This window comes from Zobellia roscoffensis (assembly GCF_015330165.1).
In the GTDB taxonomy this organism is placed as follows: domain Bacteria; phylum Bacteroidota; class Bacteroidia; order Flavobacteriales; family Flavobacteriaceae; genus Zobellia; species Zobellia roscoffensis.
This window is the reverse complement of the sequence record NZ_JADDXT010000002.1, coordinates 3,174,764-3,199,644: the sequence shown is the minus strand read 5'-3', so window position 1 is coordinate 3,199,644 and position 24,881 is coordinate 3,174,764. Positions and strand designations below refer to the sequence as shown.

At 37.8% G+C, this 24,881-nt stretch carries 18 protein-coding genes; 6 read left to right on the top strand and 12 right to left on the bottom strand.

Annotation, left to right across the window (positions count from 1 at the left end):
* Positions 1-9 precede the first annotated feature (9 nt).
* The gene (locus tag IWC72_RS13135) at positions 10-3,057 is read right to left on the bottom strand and encodes a SusC/RagA family TonB-linked outer membrane protein (RefSeq protein WP_194530058.1); all 3,048 of its coding nucleotides are present in this window, start codon (positions 3,055-3,057) and stop codon (positions 10-12) included.
* Positions 3,058-3,343: 286 nt separating this feature from the next.
* Here IWC72_RS13135 and IWC72_RS13130 point away from each other — a divergent pair, with 286 nt between their 5' ends.
* Both IWC72_RS13130 and IWC72_RS13125 read left to right on the top strand, forming a co-directional pair.
* Positions 3,344-7,441, top strand: coding sequence for a hybrid sensor histidine kinase/response regulator transcription factor (locus IWC72_RS13130; protein ID WP_194530057.1), 4,098 nt, complete (start codon positions 3,344-3,346; stop codon positions 7,439-7,441).
* A 127-nt stretch (positions 7,442-7,568) separates the two neighbouring features.
* Entirely contained in the window at positions 7,569-9,044 is a 1,476-nt protein-coding gene (locus tag IWC72_RS13125) for a sulfatase (RefSeq protein WP_226979563.1), read from the top strand.
* 54 nt (positions 9,045-9,098) lie between these two features.
* Here the strand turns inward: IWC72_RS13125 and upp are convergent, their stop codons facing one another.
* From upp to trxA, 3 genes are all read right to left on the bottom strand, one after another.
* Positions 9,099-9,752: a uracil phosphoribosyltransferase gene (gene upp / locus IWC72_RS13120; RefSeq protein ID WP_194526619.1), complete on the bottom strand. Its 654-nt coding sequence runs from the start codon at positions 9,750-9,752 to the stop codon at positions 9,099-9,101.
* Positions 9,753-9,980: 228 nt separating this feature from the next.
* Complete coding sequence (locus tag IWC72_RS13115; protein WP_194530056.1) at positions 9,981-10,970, bottom strand: Tll0287-like domain-containing protein; 990 nt, start codon at positions 10,968-10,970, stop codon at positions 9,981-9,983.
* A gap of 28 nt (positions 10,971-10,998) precedes the next feature.
* Positions 10,999-11,298 carry a thioredoxin gene (gene trxA, locus IWC72_RS13110; RefSeq protein ID WP_194530055.1) on the bottom strand — a complete coding sequence of 100 codons (300 nt, stop codon included), beginning with the start codon at positions 11,296-11,298 and terminating at the stop codon, positions 10,999-11,001.
* A gap of 188 nt (positions 11,299-11,486) precedes the next feature.
* Here trxA and IWC72_RS13105 point away from each other — a divergent pair, with 188 nt between their 5' ends.
* The 4 genes from IWC72_RS13105 to IWC72_RS13090 all read left to right on the top strand — a co-directional run bounded on the left by IWC72_RS13105 (position 11,487) and on the right by IWC72_RS13090 (position 14,839).
* The gene (locus IWC72_RS13105; RefSeq protein ID WP_194530054.1) at positions 11,487-12,122 is read left to right on the top strand and encodes a hypothetical protein; all 636 of its coding nucleotides are present in this window, start codon (positions 11,487-11,489) and stop codon (positions 12,120-12,122) included.
* A gap of 116 nt (positions 12,123-12,238) precedes the next feature.
* A complete protein-coding gene (locus IWC72_RS13100) occupies positions 12,239-12,667 on the top strand; it encodes a DUF1801 domain-containing protein (protein WP_194526615.1) in 429 nt (142 codons plus the stop codon).
* 7 nt (positions 12,668-12,674) lie between these two features.
* A complete protein-coding gene (locus tag IWC72_RS13095) occupies positions 12,675-13,256 on the top strand; it encodes a YdeI/OmpD-associated family protein (RefSeq protein ID WP_194530053.1) in 582 nt (193 codons plus the stop codon).
* Between the two features lie 149 nt (positions 13,257-13,405).
* Positions 13,406-14,839, top strand: coding sequence for a DUF1593 domain-containing protein (locus tag IWC72_RS13090; protein WP_194530052.1), 1,434 nt, complete (start codon positions 13,406-13,408; stop codon positions 14,837-14,839).
* Between the two features lie 8 nt (positions 14,840-14,847).
* Here IWC72_RS13090 and IWC72_RS13085 read toward each other — a convergent pair whose 3' ends face one another.
* From IWC72_RS13085 to IWC72_RS13050, 8 genes are all read right to left on the bottom strand, one after another.
* Positions 14,848-16,011: an alpha-hydroxy acid oxidase gene (locus tag IWC72_RS13085; RefSeq protein WP_194530051.1), complete on the bottom strand. Its 1,164-nt coding sequence runs from the start codon at positions 16,009-16,011 to the stop codon at positions 14,848-14,850.
* Between the two features lie 71 nt (positions 16,012-16,082).
* Positions 16,083-17,402 carry an L-fucose:H+ symporter permease gene (gene fucP / locus IWC72_RS13080; RefSeq protein WP_194530050.1) on the bottom strand — a complete coding sequence of 440 codons (1,320 nt, stop codon included), beginning with the start codon at positions 17,400-17,402 and terminating at the stop codon, positions 16,083-16,085.
* A gap of 7 nt (positions 17,403-17,409) precedes the next feature.
* Positions 17,410-18,195: an L-fucose dehydrogenase gene (locus IWC72_RS13075; protein WP_194526610.1), complete on the bottom strand. Its 786-nt coding sequence runs from the start codon at positions 18,193-18,195 to the stop codon at positions 17,410-17,412.
* 11 nt (positions 18,196-18,206) lie between these two features.
* A complete protein-coding gene (locus IWC72_RS13070; protein ID WP_194530049.1) occupies positions 18,207-19,064 on the bottom strand; it encodes a fumarylacetoacetate hydrolase family protein in 858 nt (285 codons plus the stop codon).
* Positions 19,065-19,118: 54 nt separating this feature from the next.
* Positions 19,119-19,895: an SDR family NAD(P)-dependent oxidoreductase gene (locus tag IWC72_RS13065; RefSeq protein WP_194530048.1), complete on the bottom strand. Its 777-nt coding sequence runs from the start codon at positions 19,893-19,895 to the stop codon at positions 19,119-19,121.
* Positions 19,896-19,902: 7 nt separating this feature from the next.
* A complete protein-coding gene (locus tag IWC72_RS13060) occupies positions 19,903-21,228 on the bottom strand; it encodes an L-fuconate dehydratase (RefSeq protein WP_194526607.1) in 1,326 nt (441 codons plus the stop codon).
* Between the two features lie 232 nt (positions 21,229-21,460).
* The gene (locus tag IWC72_RS13055) at positions 21,461-23,302 is read right to left on the bottom strand and encodes an arylsulfatase (protein WP_226979562.1); all 1,842 of its coding nucleotides are present in this window, start codon (positions 23,300-23,302) and stop codon (positions 21,461-21,463) included.
* Between the two features lie 67 nt (positions 23,303-23,369).
* The gene (locus tag IWC72_RS13050; protein WP_194530047.1) at positions 23,370-24,875 is read right to left on the bottom strand and encodes a RagB/SusD family nutrient uptake outer membrane protein; all 1,506 of its coding nucleotides are present in this window, start codon (positions 24,873-24,875) and stop codon (positions 23,370-23,372) included.
* Positions 24,876-24,881 lie beyond the last annotated feature (6 nt).

Genomic DNA, 24,881 nt, shown 5'->3' with positions numbered 1-24,881 from the left:
TCCTTATTTTTAAAATTCTACTTTTATACCTAATGTTATTGATTTCGCATACGGATATTGACCAGATGCAAAACCTTGGGAAACAGAGTTAAGACCGCTTCCATCGCTAAAATTATTTACCTCAGGATCACCCAAAGTAAAATCTGTAAAAAGTAAAAGATTTGTTCCAGTAACATAAAAGTTCAATGAGCTGAACACATCACTAAGCCCACCTGATTCTAAAGGCACATTGTAATTTAATGATAGGGTTTTTAACCTTAGGTAAGAACCATCTTCAATATTTAAACTACTATTAGGATTAAACAAGCTGTTAGATGGCCCCGCTCTTGGAATGTCTGAAGTTTCATTTACACCAGCTATCCAACGATCTAGTACTATAGGGTCTACATTCTGATCGCCCCTACCAAAATACGCCGTTTGTGTTCTTATGTTGAAGATTTCCGAACCATAACTTCCGTGGAAAAAGATATCTAACGTAAGGTCTTTGTATGTAAATGTATTTCTAAAACCACCATAAAAATCTGGGATAGGGCTACCTAACACTACAGAATCCTCATCGTTAATATTGGAATCACCATTAACATCTTCGTATCTAGGGCCACCAATAAACGATCGTCCTTCTCTACCATCTGCTATAATCTCATCTGCAGTCTTATAGGTTCCCAAATATTTTGCTCCTACAAAAGTTGGTAGTGATTCACCAACGATTAATCTAGCAGAATTACCTCCTTGATTTCCCGTGGATTGTAAAGTAATATACTCTTGACCATCTAACTCCAATATCTCACTATTGTTAGAGGATATACTTAGATTGGATTCCCATTGGAAATTATCATTCTCTACGTTAACCGTATTTAAACCAAATTCAAAACCACTGTTCCGTACAGAACCTAAATTTTGCAATTGAGTTGTAGAGTTCGCTCCTACTTGCCCAGACAATGCCACTGCTAATAATAAATCTTCTGTAGTCTTTCTATAATAATCAGCCTCAAAAGTTATTCTATTATTAAGGAAACCTAATTCAATACCTAAATCTAGTTGTTTTGTGGTTTCCCAGCTTAAACCGCTACTTGGTACATCACCAACTGCCACACCATTTATTAAAGAACCATTAAAGACCGTTGTGGTGTTATTGTATGTTGCTAAAGAATTATATGCTTTAACCCCTTGCTCTCCAACAATACCGTAACTACCTCTAAGCTTAAAACGGTCTATAACATTGGAATCTGCCATAAAGTTTTCCTCATCTACATTCCAAGCAGCACCTATTGAAGGGAAAAAAGCATATTTATTACCCGTTTCAAATACCGAAGAGCCATCATACCTACCCACCAACGTAAGCAAGTATTTACTTTTATAACCATAGTTAACTCTACCTAAAAATGAACTTAAGGTACGTTGACTATAACCCGACCCTACTACTGCAGTTGAAGCATCACCTAAAGCCAGATTATTAAAAAGTACTACATCATTAGGAAATTGATCAGCTTCGGAACGGGTACTCTCGTTATTATCCTTTTGCCAAGTAAAACCACCTAGTACTTTTATAGAATGATCATCTAAATCTAAATTATAGTTAAGCGTATTTTCATTCAAGATACTCTTCGTAAAGGTGGTGTTAATTCTACCAAAGCCTCCATTAACACGCTCAGGAAGAATACCTGGTAAATAATTGTTCTCCTTTTTATAATTTAACTGAGCACCAAAAGTAGATTTAAAAGAAAGATTTTTAGCTATTTCGTATTCTACATATGCATTGGTTATAACTTGGGTAACTAAATCATGATCTACACGTAATTGTATATCTGCTTCTGGGTTTCGTTCCAATCCTGCACTAATGGGGTTTTCGAACGAAAAGCTTCCGTCTTCCAAATAAACCGGACGTATGGGTAGTACTTGAGAGACAATACCACCATAATCGACTTTGTTATTTTCTATCTTGTAGTGCGTAATATTAGCTCTAATACCTGTCTTAAACCTATCGGAAACTCTAACATCAAGATTGGTTCTGAAGTTTACTCTTTCTAAACCAGAGCCTCTAAGAACCCCTTTTTGATTGAAATAATTTCCAGAGATAAAATAATTGGCGTTTTCAGAATTCCCTGTTACAGATACATCCGTATTTGAAATAGAGCCCGGTTGCTCTACTAAATCCAACCAATCTGTGGTAGTCGTAGTTTCTGGATTTAAAACCAATGGTAACGTGCTATCCGTAAGTCCAAAACCATCTGGCCCCGGTGTAAACTGATACGATTCATTTTTATAGTTCACAAAATCTTGTCCCCCAAGAATGTCTATACGGTTTGCCGTTCCTTGCATACTTTGGTAATGGTTAATAGCTACTACCGGTTTCCCTGGCGCCATACCTTTACCATTTTTAGTAGTAATTAAAATTACCCCAGACGCACCCCTTGTACCATATATAGAAAGGGCTGTTGCATCTTTTAATATTTCAATGGATGCAATATCGTTTACGTTTATTGTATTAAGGTTAAAACCTGTTCCCGCAATGAAACCGTCAATAACATATAACGGGTCATTATTTCCGTTGATAGAACTATTACCCCTAATACGAATAGTAGAACCAGAACCTGGTGTACCGTTATTTGAAGTAACCTCTACCCCAGTAGCACGCCCTTGCAACGCTTGATCTACTCTAGCTACAGGTTGGTTTTCTAGAACATCTGATTTAACAGAAGATACAGAAGACACTAAATCTTTTTTGGTAGATGTACCATACCCAATTACGACCACTTCGTCCAACAATGCTACGTCTTCTTGCAGCACGGTGTTTATAGTAGTTTCGTTCCCTACTTGAACGCTTTTGGTTACAAACCCTAAATAACTAAATTCTAAAGTAGCACCTTCAGATGCTTCAATAGAATAGTTTCCGTCAAAATCGGCTACGGTGCCTACCGTAGTTCCTTTTACTAAAACATTCACACCCGGTAGCGGTTGGCCAGACTCATCCGTAATAGTTCCTGTCAAATTTTGTTGTGCCTGTAGAGACACCATACTACCAAATAGCAGTAGCAATAACAATCTTTTTAATTTCATAGTGGTTTAATGTTAGTTACAATTAGTAGCCTTAAGTTGAGTTGTTGAAGGCCTATGGTAAATATATTGCAGGGTTTGATCGTGAATGTCTCATAATGGTACACTTATGTTGCATATTGCCATTTTGTGGGCTTTAAGAGATCTTTTTGCAACATATATACCCTATATTTAGTACATCTTTTAACCTTCTTTTAACTTGTTGATATTGGAATAAGCATATTGGCCCTTAGAAAAAAACTATAAAACCCTATTTGGACCTTAGTAACCCTACCAACCAATACTCTTTATGAAACAAATTCTCCCCCTTTTCCTTTTTGTTTGTTGTTGGGTTACCGGTAACGCCCAAAACGTTCCGGCCTATTTTCATGCGTTACACATAGACGATAGTCGTTTTAATAAAAAGACGAACGTGGTATATGAGGATCACCTAGGGTATTTATGGTTGGGGACGGATAGTGGCCTATACAGGTATGACGGCCACTCTCTAGTGGAAAACCAATATGATGTTTTTGATGAAACCTCTATTCCAAATAACAGCATCAATTCCATTATAGAAGATAGCTACGGGAATTTATGGATCGGAAGTGAGAGCTATTTAATATGGTACAATAGAAAAAACAATAGTTTTAAAGGATTTTACAAGAACAATACTACCGTTATCTTAGGGAAATCAAAAGATGGTACGATCTGGGCAAATTTGCGAAATACCGGCATTGTCAAAATCACACCTAAGGACGCGCTTCCCGAGATTAAGTTCCAGACGCAGCTCAACTATAAGCAAAAGGATAGTATTTGGACCGGTAGCAAGGCAATAAACGACCATAGTGAAGATATTTTTGGTAGAAATTGGTTCGCTACGCCCAAAGGAATACTGGCATTGAACAAGGAGGAGCAACTTATAAATACAGAGTTTTCTAGAAATACGTCTTATCTGATACCCGCTGAAAACAATACCTTTTTGGCAACTACCGATGAAGGCATGTTCCTATTAGAATACAGAAAAGAGGAATTTGAGCTCAAGATTTTGGGGAAAATTGGTGGTTTCATAGAAACTCCAGAGCCAATGGAGTTTACTTCTATCTCAAGAGACCAAGAATCCGGTATAATATGGGTGAGTACTCAATCCGGACTTTACAAGGGGCAAAAAGTGGCTAATTCCTACGTTTTCAATTATGTGGAAGAAGAGCAACAAACGAATAAAAATCCTTACGAAAACAGAATCAATTCATCCATTATAGATAAGTACAATAACTTATGGATTACTACCAACAAGGGTATTAAGAAACATATTGATAGAAATTCAATTTTCTCATACACAACCCTTGGCAAAAACTTGAACAACCGCTTCACCCAAGACTTATTAATGTTCGGAAACAACCAATTATTGGTAACGTTAGACAGAGACGGGCTATATAGTTTTGATGTAAATAACGATACCAAGAAATTATTAACGCCCGCCAATCAAAATTACAGCGTTATTAAGAAAGATTTTTCTCAAAAGGAAATACTCTATGGCACTGGAAATCATCTATTGCTTTCCACAAATTATAGTACCGACAACAAAAATGTACAATTTGACACCTTAAAAAAATATCACTACAACGTACGCGATGTCATTGCCCTAAACCCAACTGAAATCTGGGTAGGACTTTGGGGAGGAGGTATACACATCATTAATCCGGACGATTCAATAAACACTTTTAAAAAGAAAGCGGTTTCTACCCTTTTTGGAAAAAATGTTTCGGTCATGCATTTAGATCGAAATCACAATTTATGGATCGGAACACGTGGTGATGGTTTATTTAAGATAAATCTAATTGAAGAGGAAATAGATATATTTAATCCTTCTGTAGAGAATGGTCTTAGTTCAAATGCCATTTTATGCCTACTTGAGGACGAACAGGGCAATATGTGGATAGGCTCCAGAGGTGGCGGCCTAAATTTTTACAACACCAAAGATCACACCATTACCAGCTATGGTAAAACCGAAGGTTTGGTATCTACAACCGTTGCGAGTATTGCTAAAGATAAATCCCAGAACTTATGGTTGAGTACAAGAGACGGTATTTCTAGGTTTGACGTTAAAGAAAAAAAGTTCGTGAATTTTGGAATTGAAGATGGTGTAACCGAGAGTCATTTTATATTCAATTCATCTGCTGTTGCTGAAACTGGAGAAATTTATTTTGGTTGTCCAGAAGGTTTTTTTACGGTCAGCCCAAAAAATTATAAAAAGGAATTATTGGTACCCAATACTATTATTACCAACTATACCATATTTGGAGACTTCAACAAATCTAACACCGTAAACAAGAAAAGCCATTCAAAAAAGTTTCTAAACACCACAGATAGCCTAAGATTGGAGCATAACAGAAACAACATTGCATTTGAATTTTCTACCTTAGATTTTACTGCTCCAAACAAAAACCAGTTTGCATATATGCTGGAGGGAATAAATGATTTTTGGCATTATACCAAGGCCTCTAACCGTAACGCCAACTACAATGATCTGCCCCCAGGAGATTACACATTTAAAGTAAAAAGTTCTAATAGTGATGGGGTATGGAACAGCAATCCTGCAATATTTAATTTTACCATTAAACCGCCCTATTGGAAAAGTAATTTAGCCTATATTATTTATTTTCTTCTTTTAATCATCTCTATTTACACCACTTGGCTAGTCATAAAAAGATGGTACAAACTAAAGAAAAAGCTGGTTGCAGAAACGGTAAGTAGAGAAAAAGACAACGAGATGAACCGAATGAAAATGGTGTTCTTTACAGATATTTCTCATGAACTTCGTACGCCATTGGCCTTAATCCTTGGTACTATAGAAAAAGTGGTAAAAGACAAAAAATTTACGTTAAGCCCCATTACCTCCCAAAGAATCTATAATAACACGCTTAGAATGCACCGGCTGATCAATCAGTTAATGGATATTAGAAAGTTTGATGAGGGTAAATTAAAATTACATATCTCCAAAAATAACATTGTCAAGGATATAGAAATAATTAAAAATGCCTTTAACGATTTTGCCAAGATTTACAAAATAGACTATCAATTTAAAACCCAAGAGAATGAAATCATAGGTTGGTATGATGTAGATATTCTTGAGAAAATTCTATTCAATCTCCTCTCCAATGCCTTTAAATACACCCCAAAGAAAGGTGTAATCAAAGTCTCACTTGAGCGGGTATCCGTTATGGAGAAACGCAATTTCAGAAAGAAAATAGGTGCGGGAGAATATATAAAATGTAGCGTTAGGGACAATGGTATTGGAATTCCAAAAAAAGATATAGACCAAATTTTTGATCGCTACTATCAAGCTACAAAAAAATATAGCAACCAAATACCAGGAACCGGCATCGGAATGGAATTGGTACAAAAATTAACGGAGCGCCACTACGGCACCATAACTGTAGAAAGCGAAGAAAATGTGTTTACAGAATTCACGTTTTATCTGCCTATAAACAAAAACAGATATCATAAAAAAGAGCGTATCAACAGCGGTACGCCACTCACCAAAAACTTTATAAAAAATTCAGAATTTCAGGTCATTGAAGAAGTTTCCAAGCAAATAGAAACACAACCAAAAGAAACTATAGATACTAAACCCATGGTCTTACTTGTGGAAGATAATGACGATTTACGTTCAATGGTAAAAGATGAACTGAAACAAGATTTTAATATTATTGAAGCTAGCAATGGTCAGGAAGGATACGCTACGTGTTTGACGAAAAAACCAGATTTAATCTTATGCGATATTCTCATGCCCATAGAAGATGGTATTTCTATGTTAGGAAGGCTAAAAAATAATCCTGACACCATGACCATACCTATCTTTATGCTCACCGCTAAAAACTCTGAAGAGTCAAAAATAGAATGCCTTAGTTTGGGTGCAGATGACTATATAGAAAAGCCTTTTAGTCTTGAATTTGTACGGTGGAAAGTAAAAAATACGTTTAGCTCACGCGAAGGCCTTAAGGATAAATACAGTAAAATAATAACTCCTGAACCATCAGAACTAAAAGTCGATTCCAATGACATAAAATTTATACGAAAGCTCATAGAAGTAATTGAAAAATTTATAGATGACAGCTCTCTAAACGTAGAATTTTTGGCGTCGGAGGTAGGTATGAGTCGAGCTAACCTATATCGTAAACTACAAGCAATCAATAATGATACACCTGTTAATTTCATTAAACAGATTCGTCTAAAACGCGCCGCACAGTTATTGAAAAACAATAAAATGTACATCTCCGAAGTAGCCTATATGACCGGTTTCAATAATCAGAAATACTTTAGCAAATGCTTCAGCAAAGCATACGGAGTAAGTCCTACAGAATATAGCAAACAAAATTTTGAGGAGACAAAAAAGAGTATTTAAGTATAGAGACGTCAAATACTACGCTTTATTCGGAAAACTGAACATTTGTATACCTTAATTAGATTCTAGAACCCCTTGTCCACCAAAAGGAGATGTATATTTACGGCTTTGATTCACTAAAAACACGATGAAAATAGAATGTAACACCGTGGGCTTAATCCAAGATAAAAAGATGATTATCCGTACTATCAAATTTCTGTTCATAGCCTTTCTTTCCATAGGCACATTACAATGTAAACCAGCTGAAACAGAACTCCAAGATGATAAAAAACCGAATATAGTTCTTATTAATATAGATGATCTTGGATATAAAGATCTTGGTTTTATGGGAAGTAAATATTATGAAACCCCTAACTTAGATGCTTTGGCAAATGAAGGTATGGTATTTTATAATGCCTATGCAGGCGCAGCTAATTGTGCTCCAAGTAGAGCCTGTCTCATTTCTGGCCTCAATACTCCTAGACACGGAATCTATACGGTAAGCCCATCTGATCGTGGAGATATAAAAACACGAAAGTTAATTCCTATAAAAAACACCGCCCATTTAAGCGATACTATTTATACCCTGCCAGAAATGCTAAAATCCGCAGGTTATGTAACCGGTAGTTTTGGCAAATGGCATGTAGGCGAAAACCCTTTAAATCAAGGAATTGACATTAATATAGGCGGAAGTTCAAAAGGTAATCCTGGCAAAGAAGGTTATTTTTCTCCATATAAAATTGACCATATTTCAAATGGAAAAAAAGGAGAATACTTAACCGATAGACTCACCAATGAAGGCATTGAATATATCAAGAAATATAAAGACACAACTTTCTTTCTTTATATGCCCTATTACACAGTGCATACCCCAATTATGGGAAAAGAAGAGTTCGTTGCTAAATTTGAATCGAAAAAAGGGCAAAACGGACAAAACAAACCCGATTACGCGGCAATGGTATATGCCATGGACCAGAATGTAGGCAGGCTTCTAAATGCCATAGAACAAAATGGTCTGGAAGAAAATACTCTTGTGATTTTCACTTCCGATAATGGTGGTATAAGAGCCATTTCAGAACAGAATCCTTTACGAGCGGGAAAAGGTTCTTATTATGAAGGTGGCATTCGTGTTCCTTTGGTTATAAAATGGCCTGGAAAAATCAAACCTAATTCCACATCTACCGCAACAGTTAGCAATTTAGATTTTTACCCTACCCTACAGCATATTACCAATCCCACAAAAAAAGCCAATTTACTTGATGGTATAAATCTTGAAGCCATTTTATACGGAGAACAGCCAGTTACACGAAATCTCTATTTTCACTTCCCGATCTATCTTCAAAAATATGACCTACTAAAAGACCAAGGCAGAGATCCTCTCTTTAGAACTCGGCCAGGATCGGTTATTATTTCGGGGGAATGGAAACTACATGAATATTTTGAGGACGGTGAGCTCGAACTCTATAACCTAAACACGGATATTGGCGAAAAAAACAATCTGGCACAATATAACCTAGCTAGGACTAAACAACTATATGAAGAATTAAGTAAATGGCGCATACGAACAAACGCACCAATACCTACTTCGTCAAATGAGGCATATGACCCTACTGCGAACCAGTAATACTTCACCTATAAAAAACTAAAGACTACACCTTTTTTATAGATTCTAAAAGCCTTAAAGCTTGGCTCCATAAGCCAAATCTCCTGCATCTCCAATACCGGGTATAATGTATCCTCTGGTATTCAATTCCGGGTCTATGGCAGAAATCCATAAATGTGTGCTTTTAGGAAATACCTTTTGCACATGGTCTATACCGGCTTGCGCCCCAATCACGGAAACAATATGTATTTGTGAAGGTTTGCCATGCTTTTTTAGTGCCTTGAGCACATTTTCCAATGTTCTGCCCGTAGCCAGCATGGGATCTGCGAGTACTAAGATTTTACCTTCTAAAGACGGGGCAGCAAAATAGTTTACGATTACCTCAAACGCATCTTCATCTCCCTCATGATGTCGGTAAGCGGAAATAAAAGCATTCTCCGCATCATCAAAATAATTCAGCATGCCTTGGTGCAACGGTAGTCCTGCTCTTAATATGGAACACAAAACCAATTGGTCCGTTGGCAATTGTAATTCTTTGGTCCCCAGAGGTGTGGTTACCTTGCTTTTTTCAAATTGCAAAGACTTGCTCATCTCATAACTCAGCACCTCTCCTATTCGCTCAATATTACGCCGAAAACGCATGGTATCTTTTTGGATGGCGACGTCTCTAATTTCAGCAATAAATTTATTCATGAGCGAATTGGTATCGCCAAGATTATGGATGGTCATAGCAAGTGTAGTGTTTGAGTTAGATCTTCTGTTTCCAACAAAGGTATCTTACTTTTTTAATAATCTCAAGAAGTAGCGTCAAATCCTAATAGAAGAATAAAAGGAAGTAAAAAAGGGCATTGCATAAGCAACACCCTTTTTCCAACCATCTAATTAATACTTGATAAAACCCCTTTATTGATTCCCCAAATCAAGTTCGGTGGTATTTAACAAACAAAAATGATTTTATTATTTACTATAAAATTCTATACTCCATAAACCGCGTACTTCATTCTCACCGTAACCGGTAGCCATATCTTGTGGATACAATTTATTAAGCGCAACCATAGTCTCGGGCAATACTTGCTCATTAGGTGTACCATGACATTGTAAACAAAGGCCATTGGTAATAATGGGAGAAAAAAACGCTACTTCTTCATCTTTAATCTCCACCACTGGTTTCACTTCATTCCCCCCAGCCAATGTTTCTTTAAAAGCTGCTATATATTTTAACTCTTTGGCACTTGCCTTGTTATTAGGGTTTCTTGTTCTATCCGATACCCTCTTAATAACTGCATTCTTCATTGACGAAACACTATCCGTAATATGAATTGCCTCCAAATTACAAAAACCAATAGCACCAACAGTTCCCTTTTCTTGAATGGCTTTTGTTAAACTACCGCCTAAAGCGGCCTTTGCATCACTAGCGTAAGACATCCCAATTTTTGAAAAGACCTCACTTAAATCGGGGTAGTCAGAACAATTACAATCCTCCATACCATTCGTATGACCCAACTTAAAATGCTCGTCAAAACCTTCCGGTCGTTCCAATTCGTTATTATATATATAATCGGCAATCTGCGTTAACGACTCATCACGACTTGGCAAATACGGCATAGGTCCAAATTCTCCATGTACCACGGGCATCTTAGTTTCCGTTTCGGGATCATTTATCCATTTAATTAACGCCTCGGTAAATTCTTTTTGAGATACCGTAGAATCTATGTAATGTCTTTTAATAGCCTCCATAGGAGGTGCTATTCTATCGGCCATATTGGTTTTAGGGTCATGACATAAATAACACTCCCGTTCTAAAATAACTTGACCCGCATGAACTTTTGAAACATTTGTATTTTGTTTTACTTCTACATCATCAGAAGATACAGTTGTTGCTTTCTTGTTTTCTTTGCAACTGGCAAAGAAAATGAACATACTAAATAAAACAGAATACCTTTTCATAACATCACTTATTAGAAATAGAATTCAATTAAGAATTAGACTTTACTACTTGAACGATATCCTTTTTAGGCAACGCCCCAGACTGCCTCCATACTTGCTTGCCGTTCTTGAACAATAGCATTGTAGGCACACCGCGTACATTGTACTTGCTTGCCAAAGGTTGGTTCTTATCTACATCAATCTTTACAATTTTTATATTCTCGCCCAATTCGTCCTTCACCTCCTTTAAGATGGGAGCCAACATTTTACAGGGCCCACACCAGTCTGCAAAGAAATCTACCAATACAGGTGTATCCGACTCTATAATTTTATTAAAACTGCTTTTCATTTCTCTTTTTTAAAGGTTATAAAATTACTTAAAGTAAATCTGCCATAAACTGACTTTTATCATGTACCACAAAATTTGTGTCACTTACTTTTATGGTCGTGATCTGATCACGGCAAAATCGTATTACAATAGTCGGTTTTATACCGTTGTTCTTACTGAGCCAAATAATCCCTAAACTTCATAAAACCATGAAAAAACTGGCCATACTAATCCTCTTACTTTCTTTAGGATGTTCTTCAACTAGTCTAGTCGAAAATTGGAAAAATCCTGATATTGTTTTGTTTAACGCTCAGAAAGTACTTGTAGTAGGCATGACCCAAAATAAAATGGCTAGGGAAAGTTTTGAGGCTAAATTGCAAAAGGAATTCTCCAAAAGAAATGTGGAGGCCATGCAAAGCCTTGATATTTTTGATGTTTCTTTTACCGACAGTCGCAAAACAGAAAGAGAACTAGACGCTGTAGAGCAAAGCCTTTTGGACAAAGATTTTGACGCTATTCTTTTGACGAAAATTACCGGTTCTGAAAACCGAGAGAGCTTTCTACAAGCCATTTCAAAATTGGACAATTACAAGGGGCGTTTTAATAACGATTATTTAGAAAATCAAGATATTTTTTATGATGACACCTATTACGACCAATTTAACATATATCACGCCCAGACTACCCTCTACTGTATTTGCGAAGGTAAAGACCGCTCTATGATTTGGCGGGGAAGTATAGATATCTCTGACCCTAAAAATATTGAAAAAGCTATAGATGACTATATACAGCTAGTTGTTGGTGCCATGGAAGAGCAAGATTTAATTTTTAGAAAGGATAACTAGCAACCTTTAGAACTTTGGGCAATGCCCCACCCCATTATTTTTGATTGCTGAAACGGATTCTATTGGTTACTTTTAACTACACTAACCAAGTGGCCATCTTTGTAATTGATAAACCCATGGAAGATCTAAAGTTGAAAATTAATCCTGACGTAGCATCGGTCTTCAATACCTACCCAGATTCTGTACGCCCACAAATGTTGGCATTACGCAAATTGGTTCTAGAAACCGCACAGGAAATTGAGGGCATCAACCAACTGGAAGAAACCCTAAAATGGGGCGAACCCAGTTATCTAACAAAAATAGGCAGCACCCTTCGCATGGATTGGAAAGCCAAGTCTCCTGACCAATATGCACTCTATTTTAAATGTACTAGCAGACTGGTAGAAACCTTTAAGATTGTTTTTAAAAATACCTTTCAATTCGAAGGAAAAAGGGCTATCGTTTTTAAATTAGATAGTAAACTACCCAAAGAAGAACTCGTTTACTGCATTAAAGCGGCTTTGACCTACCATAAAGTAAAACACTTACCTACACTGGGCATTTAACGAACCTATGGAAAAACAGGAAACAGAACATTTTTGCCCATCCGATCCCCAAGAATGGCGGGCATGGCTAGAAACGAACCATGTACAAAAAGATTCCGTTTGGCTTATCATCCATAAAAAAAAATCGGCTTGCCCTAATTTATCCTGGAGCGAAGCTGTTGATCATGCCCTTTGTTTTGGCTGGATAGACAGTATAAAAAAAACCATAGATTCAGAAAAGTACAAACAGTATTTTGGTAAACGCAAAGCTAAAAGTAATTGGTCAAGAATAAATAAGGAGAAAGTAGTATATCTTACGGAACAAAACTTAATGACCAAAGCAGGTCTTCAAAGTATTACCATAGCCAAAACCAACGGTTCTTGGTCAATTTTAGACCATATAGAAGCCCTTATAATACCCGAAGATTTGGCTGTAGCATTGGAAGAAAGAGAAGGTTCTAATGCGTATTTCGAAGGTTTAAGCAAGTCTGCTAAAAAAATTCTACTCCATTGGGTGGTAAGTGCAAAAAGACCAGAAACACGAGAAAAAAGAATTCTAGAAATCGCCGAAAACGCTAGTAAGGACCAAAAGCCCAAGCCATTTAGGTAAACTACCTCCGGTAAGCCCATAAGGTATTAAAAGATATACACTTTGATTTAGAGGCAAGCCTGGGAGCATTTAATCTCAATCATTGAGTAAACGAAAAAACCTTACTTTTAGAACAAGCGCATTTGCTCTCATAATCAACACACCCCATTATGAAATTACCTATTTTTCTACTGATACTTTTGTTGAATTTAAGTACCCTATCTGCACAAGAAATACTTCAAAAAAACAGAGTTATTATATTAACTGATATTGAAGCAGACCCGGACGATACGCAATCTCTGGTACGCTTACTTTTATATTCTAATGAAATTGATATAGAGGGTATTGTAGCGACTACTTCCTGTTGGTTAAAAAATTCCATTCATCCGGAATCCATACAAAAAGTACTCAAGGCTTATGGAGAAGTACAACCCAACTTAAAGAATCATCATTCAGAATTTCCCGAGGTTGACAAGCTGACTTCATTGGTAAAAAACGGTCTACCTGTTTATGGAATGCTTGGCGTTGGCGAAGGCAAAGATTCTGAAGGGTCTAATTGGATTATCAAAGCTCTTGAAAAAAAGGATGAACGTCCGTTATGGATATCTGTTTGGGGAGGTTCCAATACCTTGGCACAAGCCTTATTCAAAATAAAAAACACAAAAACCAAAGAAGAGCAAAAGCGGCTTATTTCCAAGTTAAGGGTATACACTATTTCTGACCAGGATGATAGTGGTATCTGGATTAGAGATCAATTTCCTCACCTCTTTTATATTGTAAGTCCTGGGGACGATTATGGCAACGCTACTTGGAACGGTATTATGACCGTTGTTGACAACATAGACAATTCTGAAATTAGTAACTCTTGGATTTCGGAAAACATCCAACAAGCACACGGCCCGCTTGGTGCGCTATATCCTGATGTTGCTTGGGGAATTGAAGGAGACACACCCGCTTTCTTATCTCTAATTCCAAATGGACTAAACTCTCCTGAACACCCTAATTGGGGTGGTTGGGGTGGTAGATATGAATTCAAAAGGCCCACTTTTTCCGGTCGGAAGAAAGGAAATTCCGGCGTACCATTTGAAGTTGAAACTAGAAAAATCTGGACGAATTCCGAAGATAGTTATACGCCTTATCTAGCCAATGAATATGGAAGAACCGTAAAATTGGATTCCACTTCTTTTAGCGGTGATAAAGTATCTCTTTGGCGTTGGAGAGATGATTTTCAAAACGATTTTGCAGCACGGATGGATTGGTGCACCCTACCTTTTACGGAAGCAAACCACGCTCCTATTATCCTCCTAAAGCACCAACAGCAAATGAACGTTACATCCGGAGAAAGTATTACCTTGGATGCTTTTGACAGCTATGACCCAGATGGAGACAACCTAAGTTTCCTTTGGTTTGATTATCCTGAAGCCGGAACCTATAAAAAATCAATTGAAATAGGAGGAACAGAAAATGCACATTTAGTTACTTTTTCAGCTCCGAGGGTGGAAAAGGAAGCCACTATACATATTATTCTTAAAGTGACAGATAAGGGTACACCCGCCTTATCAAGCTACAAAAGAGTTATTATAACCGTTAAACCTAGAGGCTAATAGCTCACCTATTTTTCAATCAAATGCTTTGGGAAATCTTCTATCCGTTCACAGCAAATTTGCTCCATAACCTGTTGTAATTCGGTTTTAAGTAATGATATAGTGTGGTTTCCGCCATTGTTGCCCAAGGCACTTACACCGTACATAAATGAACGTCCCATAAATGTAAATTTGGCCCCACTGGCTAATGTACGGGCTATATCAGGTCCCGAACGTATTCCGCTATCCATCATAACCGTAAGCTGGTCTCCATATTTTTCGGCAATTCGGCACAAAGGTCTTATTGTAGATTCACCCGCATCCAGTTGTCTTCCGCCGTGGTTGGAAACAATGACACCATCTATTCCTAACCGTATAGCCTTTTCTGCATCGGCCTCATTAGCTACACCTTTTAAAACCAATTTTCCCTTCCACATATCCCTAATAGGTTTGATTTTTTCTTCATTCAATCGACCCGAAAAGGTTTGGTCCATAAACTTGCCCAATTGTTTTAAATCCAATCCTTTGGGCATATAGGGTTTTAAGGTTTCAAAATTAGGTTGTCCGTGAATAAGGGTTTTCATGGCCCATTCCGGTTTACCCATAATCTGAAGTATATTTTTTACGGACATTTTTGGCGGCATAGCCAATCCATTTCTAATATCTCTTGGCCGAAATCCAAAAGTAGGAACATCACAAAGGATAACCAGAACTGGACATTCTGCAACCGCGGCCCTTTTTATAATGTCATCTCGCAACGAATTCTCTGTTGGGTGGTACAATTGAAACCAAGCATTACCTTCAGTTATTTCAGAAATACGCTCTATACTGCTTGTACTTACCGTACTCAGTACAAATGGAACGTTATGTTCAAACGCTGCTTTTGCTAAAATTTCTGGTGCATTAGGCCACATAAGACCTTGTAAACCCACAGGTGCTATGCCAAAAGGAGCATCATACGTGTGACCAAAAAGTTCGGTTTTCATTTCTGATTTGGTATGCTTACTAAGGTAATATGGCAAAAGCTCCACATCACGAATTTCTGAGGTATTCTTATGCAGATTAACATCTTCATTGCATCCTCCATCCAAATATTCAAAAGCGAATTTTGGAATCTTTTGCATTGCCTTATTTCGCAAATCATCTATGGAAGGATATCTAGAATCCCAGCCTTGTGTAGGTTTTTTTCCCATTGTAACAAACTATATTGCAAAGGCTCCTCTTTATACTTAGGTGCCGTTCAAATTTTAAATCAAACTGAATTCTATTCTAAACCATACTTTTTATAGGCCCTATAACCGTAAAAAGCCACTACAAAAAAGCAGAGCATGGGAAGGACAAACGAGAAATTTACTTCTGGAACGCCAAGTATCATAACATCATTATATCCCGTTCCCCCAATATCCAAAATCAAACCTTGTAACATAGGCATAAAAGCACCGCCCACAATAGCCATTACCAAAAATGCAGAAGCAGATTTGGCATCATCTCCTAAGCCCGTTAAGGCTATTCCGTAAATGGTAGGGAACATCAAGGACATACAAAAGGAAACCATAACCAAAGAATACAAACCTACTTCTCCTTGTATAAAAATAGTACCGGCACAAAAACCAATTGCCATGATGGACAAAATCATCAACAATTTTCCTGAATTTATGAACTTCATTAGATACGTACACAAAAACCGACTTATCAGAAAAATCACCAATGCGGCATACGCATAGTTTACCGCATCTCTATTGTTAATACCAATATTTTCGGCATATTGGTAAATATACGTCCAGCACATAATCTGTGCACCTACATAAAACATTTGGGTGAGCATGCCACCCACAAAACGTTCCTTTTTAAATATTCGTTTAATAGACTCCCTTAAGCCTACTTGATTCTCTTTCTTGCCTTCGGGCATTTTTACCATGGCAATGACCACGAACATAAAAATCACGAAGAGTCCTAATCCTACATAAGGATTTCTAATCACCATTAAATCCGATGTCTTTACGGCCGCCTTTGCAGATTCTGACAAGGTCTCATAAATATAGGAGCCGTCCTCCGTAACATCATCCGATTGCAGTGCGCCCAGAATAAAAAACTGTGCTACAAACAAGCCAGAAAGTGCTCCCAAAGGATTAAAAGCCTGTGCCAAATTTAAACGTAAGGTTGCAGTTTCCTCCGCTCCCATTGCTAAAATATAAGGATTGGCGGTAGTCTCCAAAAACGCTAGACCAAACGTCAATACGTACAATGCCAAAAGAAAGAACAAGTAATTTTCCATGGCCGCCGCAGGATAAAACATAAGCGCGCCCACCGCATACAATGCAAGCCCCACCAAAATACCCACTTTATAACTGAATTTCTTCACGACATAAGCTGCGGGCAATGCCATGGTAAAATAGCCTCCGTAAAAGGCCGCTTGAACCCAAGAAGCCTGAGTATTGTTCAACTCTAAGATTCGTTTAAATGCCGCCACCATAGGATTGGTGATATCATTGGCAAATCCCCAAAGAGCGAATAAAGAGGTTATAAGTATAAACGGAAAAAGGATATTTTTAGCTACTACGGGTATTTTCTGTTCGTCTTTCATATTATATTTAAGCTGTTATTGCCCTATCTAAATGCGTGTATCCGCCATCTACAAAAACCAATTGTCCCGTAGTATGGCTTGATAGTTCTGACAATAGAAAAACAACCGTATTAGCTATTTCAGCTGATGTCGTCATGCGATTCCCCAAAGGAATTTTATCCGTAATCGCTTTTAATTTTTTCTCCGGTTCCGGAAATGTATTGATCCATCTTTCGTACAATGGCGTATAACATTCCGCCACTATTACAGCATTCACCCTGATCTCATAAGGTAAAAGTTCCGCAGCCCATTCTCTGGTGAGTGCATTTCTTCCTCCATTGGAAGCCGCATACCCGGATGTTCCTCCTTGACCCGTAAACGAAGTTTTAGAACCAATATTCACAATTGCTCCTTTGTTCTTTTTAAGCTCGGGAAGCGCATATTGGGCCATGAGATAATAATGAACCAAACTCTTGTGCAAAGAAGCCATAAAGTCTTCATAATTGCCATTTTCTAAACCAACACCATCATTTACTCCGGCATTGTTTACCAAACCATCAATTCTTCCAAACCTTGAGATTACCTGCTCTATAGCGGCTTTACATTGTTCCGGATCTGTTAACTCTGCAAAGGCAAAACCCACTTGACCACCGGTTTTTTCAATCTCTTTGGCCACCCCAATAATATTCGGTTTGTTTCTACCTATTATATAAGGAATTGCTCCCTCTTTGGATAGAATCTGACTTATAGCCAGACCAATTCCCTTTGAACCGCCGGTTACAATAATGACTTTGTCCTTTAAGTTTAGATCCATATATTCTCTATTTATTGATATGCTTTTATGTTTTGTTTAGAAGTTCCCAACCCTTCAATACCAAGCTCTACAACATCTCCTGCCTTTAGGTATTTAGGCGGATTGAAACCCAAACCGACACCAGAAGGTGTTCCCGTTGAAATAATATCGCCTGGCAATAAAGTCATAAACTGACTAATGTAACTTACTACTTCTTGTATGTTGAAAATAAAATCTGAAGTATTGCTGTCTTGAATCTTTTCTCCATTTAATTTTAACCATAGATCCAAATTATTTGGATCTTTAATTTCATCTGCAGAGGCAATAAAAGGTCCTATAGGCGCAAAAGTATCGCATCCTTTTCCCTTGCACCATTGGCCTTCTTTTTCTATCTGAAAAGCACGCTCACTATAATCGTTATGCAAGACATAACCGGCTACATGGTCTAACGCATCTTTTTCTTCTACATAAGAGGCCTTCTTACCAATAACAACGGCAAGCTCTACTTCCCAATCCGATTTTTCACTGTTCTTTGGAATGATAACATCGTCATTTGGTCCTACAATAGCAGAAGTAGCTTTAAAGAAAAGTACGGGCTCTTTTGGAATAGCCATACCACTTTCCGCTGCATGCTTGGCATAGTTTAAGCCTACGCATACAATTTTTGAAGGGCGTACCAATGGTGAACCTAAACGCACAGCATCAGAAACCACCGGACAATTTCTTTCGTTCTTTTCTAACCAATCGCTCAATTCTTGTATGCCATTAGTTCCAAAAAACGCTTCATTATAATCTGCCGTTACAAATTCCGAAACATCTAATCGTGTACCATTATCTAATTGTACTCCTGGCTTTTCTTCGCCTATACTCCCAAATCTTATTAATTTCATCTGTGTTATATATTTTAATACGTCAGTATATTTTATTTTAAAACCTTGTTTATGCTAGGAACCGTTTAAGGTAACAAATCCACCATCTATGGGGAAATTTGTTCCCGTAATAAATGAGGCTTCTTCGGAACAAAGGTATACCGCCAAATTAGCGACTTCTTCCGGTTTTCCCATTCGGCCGATTGGCTGCGTTTTTGATAACTTTTCAAAAATCTCTTTCTCTCTACCCGGGTAATTTTTATTGATAAATCCGTCTACGAAAGGCGTATGCACTCTGCCAGGAGAAATACAATTACATCTAATACCATCTTTTAAATAATCTTTGGCTACGGAATAGGTCATAGTTAATACCGCACCCTTGGTCATGGAATAGGCGAATCTATCATTGATTCCTACTGATGATGCTATAGACGCCATATTTATAATTATGCCTCCTGTCTCTTTTAATGATCCAATACTAGCGTGCATACAGTTATAAACTCCCTTGATGTTAACATCATACAAGCTGTCTAAATCTTCTTCTTGACAAACTTCCAAATTGCCTATATGAGCAATACCGGCATTATTTATTAGAATATCGATTGGATTTTTTGCTGTTATGGCTTCAAATGCCGCACGAACCTCTTTCTGCACAGCTACATTGCAACTATAAGTAAAAGCACTGCCTCCTTCATTTTTAATTTGGGTAACCGTATCCCTAGCATTTTCTTTGTTCAATTCTAAAATATGAACTGTTGCTCCCTGCTCAGCAAGTGCCAAGCAAATGGCTTTACCAATACCACTACCGCCACCGGTAACCACAGCTAATTTATCCTTTAAATTAAATTTCATAGGTATTTTATATTGTTGCACTTAATTCTTTTTTCCAATAACTCCCGTTCGGAAAGCTGTATTCCGCTAACGATTCAGGTTTCATAGTTATACTGTATCCAGCCATACTTGGCGGCATATATGCCCCTTCCTTAATAACTACCGGATCAAAAAAGTGTTCGTGTAAATGATCTACAAATTCAATAATACGATTTTCTAAAGAACCGCTTATGGCAATATAGTCGATCATTGATAAATGTTGTACATATTCACAAAGTCCAACTCCACCGGCATGCGGACAAACCGGTATATTAAATTTTGAAGCCATAAATAAAATGGCCAATATTTCATTGACGCCCCCTACCCTACAACTATCTATCTGGCAGATTTCTATGGCATTGGCCTGCATCAACTGTTTGAACATTACCCTGTTCTGGCAGTGTTCTCCCGTAGCTACTTTAATTGGCGCTACCGCCTTGGCTATCTTGGCATGACCTAAAATATCATCCGGACTTGTGGGTTCTTCGATCCAATACGGATTGAATTTTTTCAACTCAGCCATATTCTCAATGGCTTCATCTACATCCCATTTCTGATTGGCATCCATCATCAACCGAAGATCATCTCCAATTTCTTCACGAATAATTGCCGCACGGCGCATATCATCTTGCAAATCCGAACCTACCTTTATTTTCATATGATCAAATCCGGCTTCTTTTGCTTCTCTACAGAGCCTACGCATCTTATCATCTGAATACCCCAACCAACCAGCCGAAGTAGTATAAGCAGGATAACCAGACTCTTTTAAACGTGTAATCCGTTCTTGTTTTGTTCCTTCTTTATCCTTCAACATGGCCAATGCCTCTTGTGGCGTGACCGCATCTGTTATATAGGTAAAATCAACACAGCTCACCAATTCTTCTGGCGTCATATCGGCCAACAACTTCCATAAAGGTTTGCCTTCTGCTTTAGCATACAGATCCCAAACCGCATTAACCACAGCACCTGTTGCCAAATGAATAACTCCTTTTTCAGGACCTAACCAACGTAACTGACTATCTCCTGTAATCATTTTCCAAAAAGCACCCATATCGGCAGTAAAGCTTTCCAACGTTTTTCCAACCACTAACGGGGCTAAGGATTGGATCGCTGCGGCACATAATTCATTACCCCTACCAATTGTAAATGTTAATCCGTGACCTTCTAGTCCACTATCGGAATCGGTCTTTAATATTACATACGCCGCAGAATAATCCGGGTCTGGATTCATTGCATCCGAACCATCTAAGGACTTACTCGTTGGAAAACGGACATCTTTAATTTCAACATCCGTAATTGTTATTTTCTTTGACATAAATTCTATATTAACAGTACAAAATTAAAACTTCAACTTTTTCAAAACCACCAGATAATACACCTAAAATGATACTTTTTTTGCCCTAAGACATTCACTCCTCACTTCTAAACCAATAATCTATCAAAAAACCAAAAGAAATTCACTATTCCTCCCATAAACCAAAAACGTCCCAGTCCAATCAAAGTTGAACAGAAACATTTTTAGATTTACGTAGTAACGGGAATACGTTTTATAACTTTTCTATATACACATAATAGGCAGGGTGTAGCCTTTTGTCTTTGTCGATTAATTGCGCTTCCATATCATATTTACCTGCAGAAACCTTAGCGGTAAAAGACACTTCTTTTTGGCCTTTTTCAATTTTAGCGGTCTTTTCCAAATCGGCAACATAAATATAGGCCTCTTCAAAATCGGATTTTGTACTTGCCGGCATAGCTCTTTCTAACTCTACCCTCTGTTTTTCTGCTGGAAAAGTTTCGTTTATGGCCAAACCACTTTCCCGTGGAAAACGGCATAAGCTAATTTTATAATCACCATCCTCAACAAACTCAATTTTCCAATTTCCTGTAGCTTGTGAGGCATTTGTTGCTCCGTATTGATGCCACATATGCCCGAATTTACCCGTCATCATATCATGTGATGAAATACGGCTAGGATTTTCTTCGGGAGAACCTACTTTAATATAAGCGTAACGCTCGTTAACGTTTTCATCCATGATGGACTGCCACCATTTTTCATAACCCACAGCTAACCTTTCCGCTACCTCAGGATGTTTGTCAAATACATTCGTAGTCTGGCTGCGATCTATATTCATATCATAAAGCTCCGTCCCGTTTACCAAACGCCAGTTATCGTCCATAACAGAGTACTTTCTATATTTCACCAAATTCTGTAAGCGCTGGGTATCCATATATAAAATTCTATTTGGCCATTCCTCGGCTTCCTCATAAAGCAAAGGTTTTAGACTTTTTCCGTCCAATGGCTTCACCGGATTAAAATCAAAACCTAGAAGATCAACGAACGTAGGCAACAGGTCATAATGAGCTACCAATTTATCTATATCCTTACCTCCTGAAAGTTCCCCATTTGGCCAACGGATTAGCAAAGGAACACGGTGACCACCTTCGTACTCACTACCTTTACCTCCTCTTAAACCTGCATCAAAAACTTTATTTCCACCAGCGGTACCATTATCCGTTGTAAAAATTAGAATGGTGTTATCTGCAATATCCAAAGCAGCTAACTTATCTTCCAAAAGCTTAAAATTGTCGTCTATATTGGTAATCATTCCGTAGAACCGTTGGAATTTTTCCTCCAACCCGTCTACGCCTTTATACATATCCATATACTCTTTTGGCACGTTCAAAGGACCGTGAGGAGCATTGGTCGCGATATAACAAAAGAAAGGTTTATCCTTGTTGGTTTCTATGAAGTCCAATGCTTCCGAAAAGAAAACATCGGTACAGTAGCCTTCGTATTTTTCGGTTTTTCCATTATGCCAATACGTATCATCAAAATAATCATTGTTCCAATAATCAGGACCTTGGGTAATTCCCCCACCTCCATGACGGACAACTTCATGAAAACCTCTGTCTTCCGGACGGTACGGATAATTATCCCCTAAATGCCATTTACCGAACATGCCATTTGTATATCCGTTCTGCGCAAATATCTGTGGTAGTATTACCTCATCCTCAAAAAGTAGGGAACGCCCAGTTATGGTATGAAAAACGTTTAGCCGATTGGTATGTCTACCACTCATAATCGCGCCTCTACTAGGCGCACAGGTAGTAGAAACATGATAATTGTTAAACCGTACGGCGTCTTTATAGAAGGTATCAATATTTGGGGTTTTGATATAGGGATTTCCGTAACTCCCCAAATCCCCCATACCTTGATCATCCGTAATCACCACAATTACATTTGGTTTTTCTTTGGATTTACTTTGTGCCTGCATTACTGCAGATGACGTACAAGCCAAAATCATGAAAACGGAAAGGCTCTTCGCTAAGAAGCTTTGCTTATTTTGGTGCCCGAGCTTTTTACTGCTTTTAAATAAATTATGTTTCATTTTTATTCCCAGAGTTTAGTATTGTCTGTATTTAAAATATGATGAGCTTTAAAAAGCTATCGTGTCATTAATATCCTGCATTCTGAACAAGATTCTCATTGTTACGAAGCTCATCTGTAGGTATTGGAAACAATAGTTCACGTTCCGTCAATGTTGGGCCATATGCAAATTGATGACCTACGAAATCTTCAAAAGTTCCCGTGGTAACATTAAATCCTTTTTTAAGCCTAACCATATCAAACCAAGTGACATTCTCATAACTAAGCTCGTGCCATTTTTCCTTCCAAATAGCTTCACGAAACTGGTCTTTGCTTAGTCCGGCCAAATCAGGAAGCTCTGCTCTAGTTCTAATTCCGTTTACCGCATTATAAGCTTCTGCTGTAGGACCTGACACCTCATTTGACGCCTCAGCATAAATTAATAAGACTTCAGCATAGCGAATCAAATCCCAATTTAAATCACTACTTGCCGTATCAAGATTAGCAACAATATCAAAATGCTTATAGAGGAAGTATCCACCTAGAACAATAGTTTCATCCCTATCGAATTTTGACGTATACATGGTATAGTAAAATTCCTTTTCTGCTATCCTTTTATCTCCTTCATCATATGAATTTATAAAATCCAGATTGGCATAAATAGCACCTGTCTGTTCCGAATAAGCAGAAATATTCATGTTATACGGTATTACCAATGGCTGCCAATCAGAAGGGTCTACAAAAGCTTCATATTGAACCATAAAAATATTCTCGCCTGTATTGTTTTGCTCAGGGTCATGTAAATCTGCATACGTAGAAAATAAGCTGTATTCTGCCGAATCAATAACTTCCTTGGCTTTGTCCGCTGCTTTTTGATAGTACTCACTACCCAATTGTAGAGGGTTACCAGCCATAGTTAAATACACACTAGATAGCAACGATTTAACTGCACCCAAAGTTACTTTTCCAGTACCATCATTAAACGGTAAACCAGATGCCTCTGCAGTAGTTAAATCTTCTACGATTACCGTATAAATATTCTCTACTGTTTCTTGGGATGAATACAAGTTTTCCGAACTTAAATCAATTGGGTCAGTAATTAAAGGAACGCTGCCAAAAATCCTAACAAGATTATAATAGTAATAGGCTCTTAAAAACCGAGCTTCTCCCAATAGTTGATTTTTTTGGCCTTCATCCATAGTAATATCCGGAATGTTTGCAATAGCCAAGTTCGCATTGGCTATACCTTTATAGCTGCTATCCCAGTACGATTTACCATACGCATTGTCTGACGTATTCGTTAAATTCCGAATGATATTGCTATTATCTGCCTGACCTAAATCACTATCTGCTAAACCTGTAGCAAATTCTAACATTAGCCAAGGACTACCTCCGTATGACCCTCCACGCACGTCCCTTAAATTGGAATAGATGGAATATACCGCAGATTCTGCATGTTCCGCAGTTTTAAAATAACTGTCTGCAGTAATGTTAGATGGATCGGTTTCTTCAAGAAAATCCGAACAGCCCGCTCCTATGATTAGCGAGAATCCCACCAAGACTACTTGAATTCTGGTTTTAATTATATTTTTCATATTTGT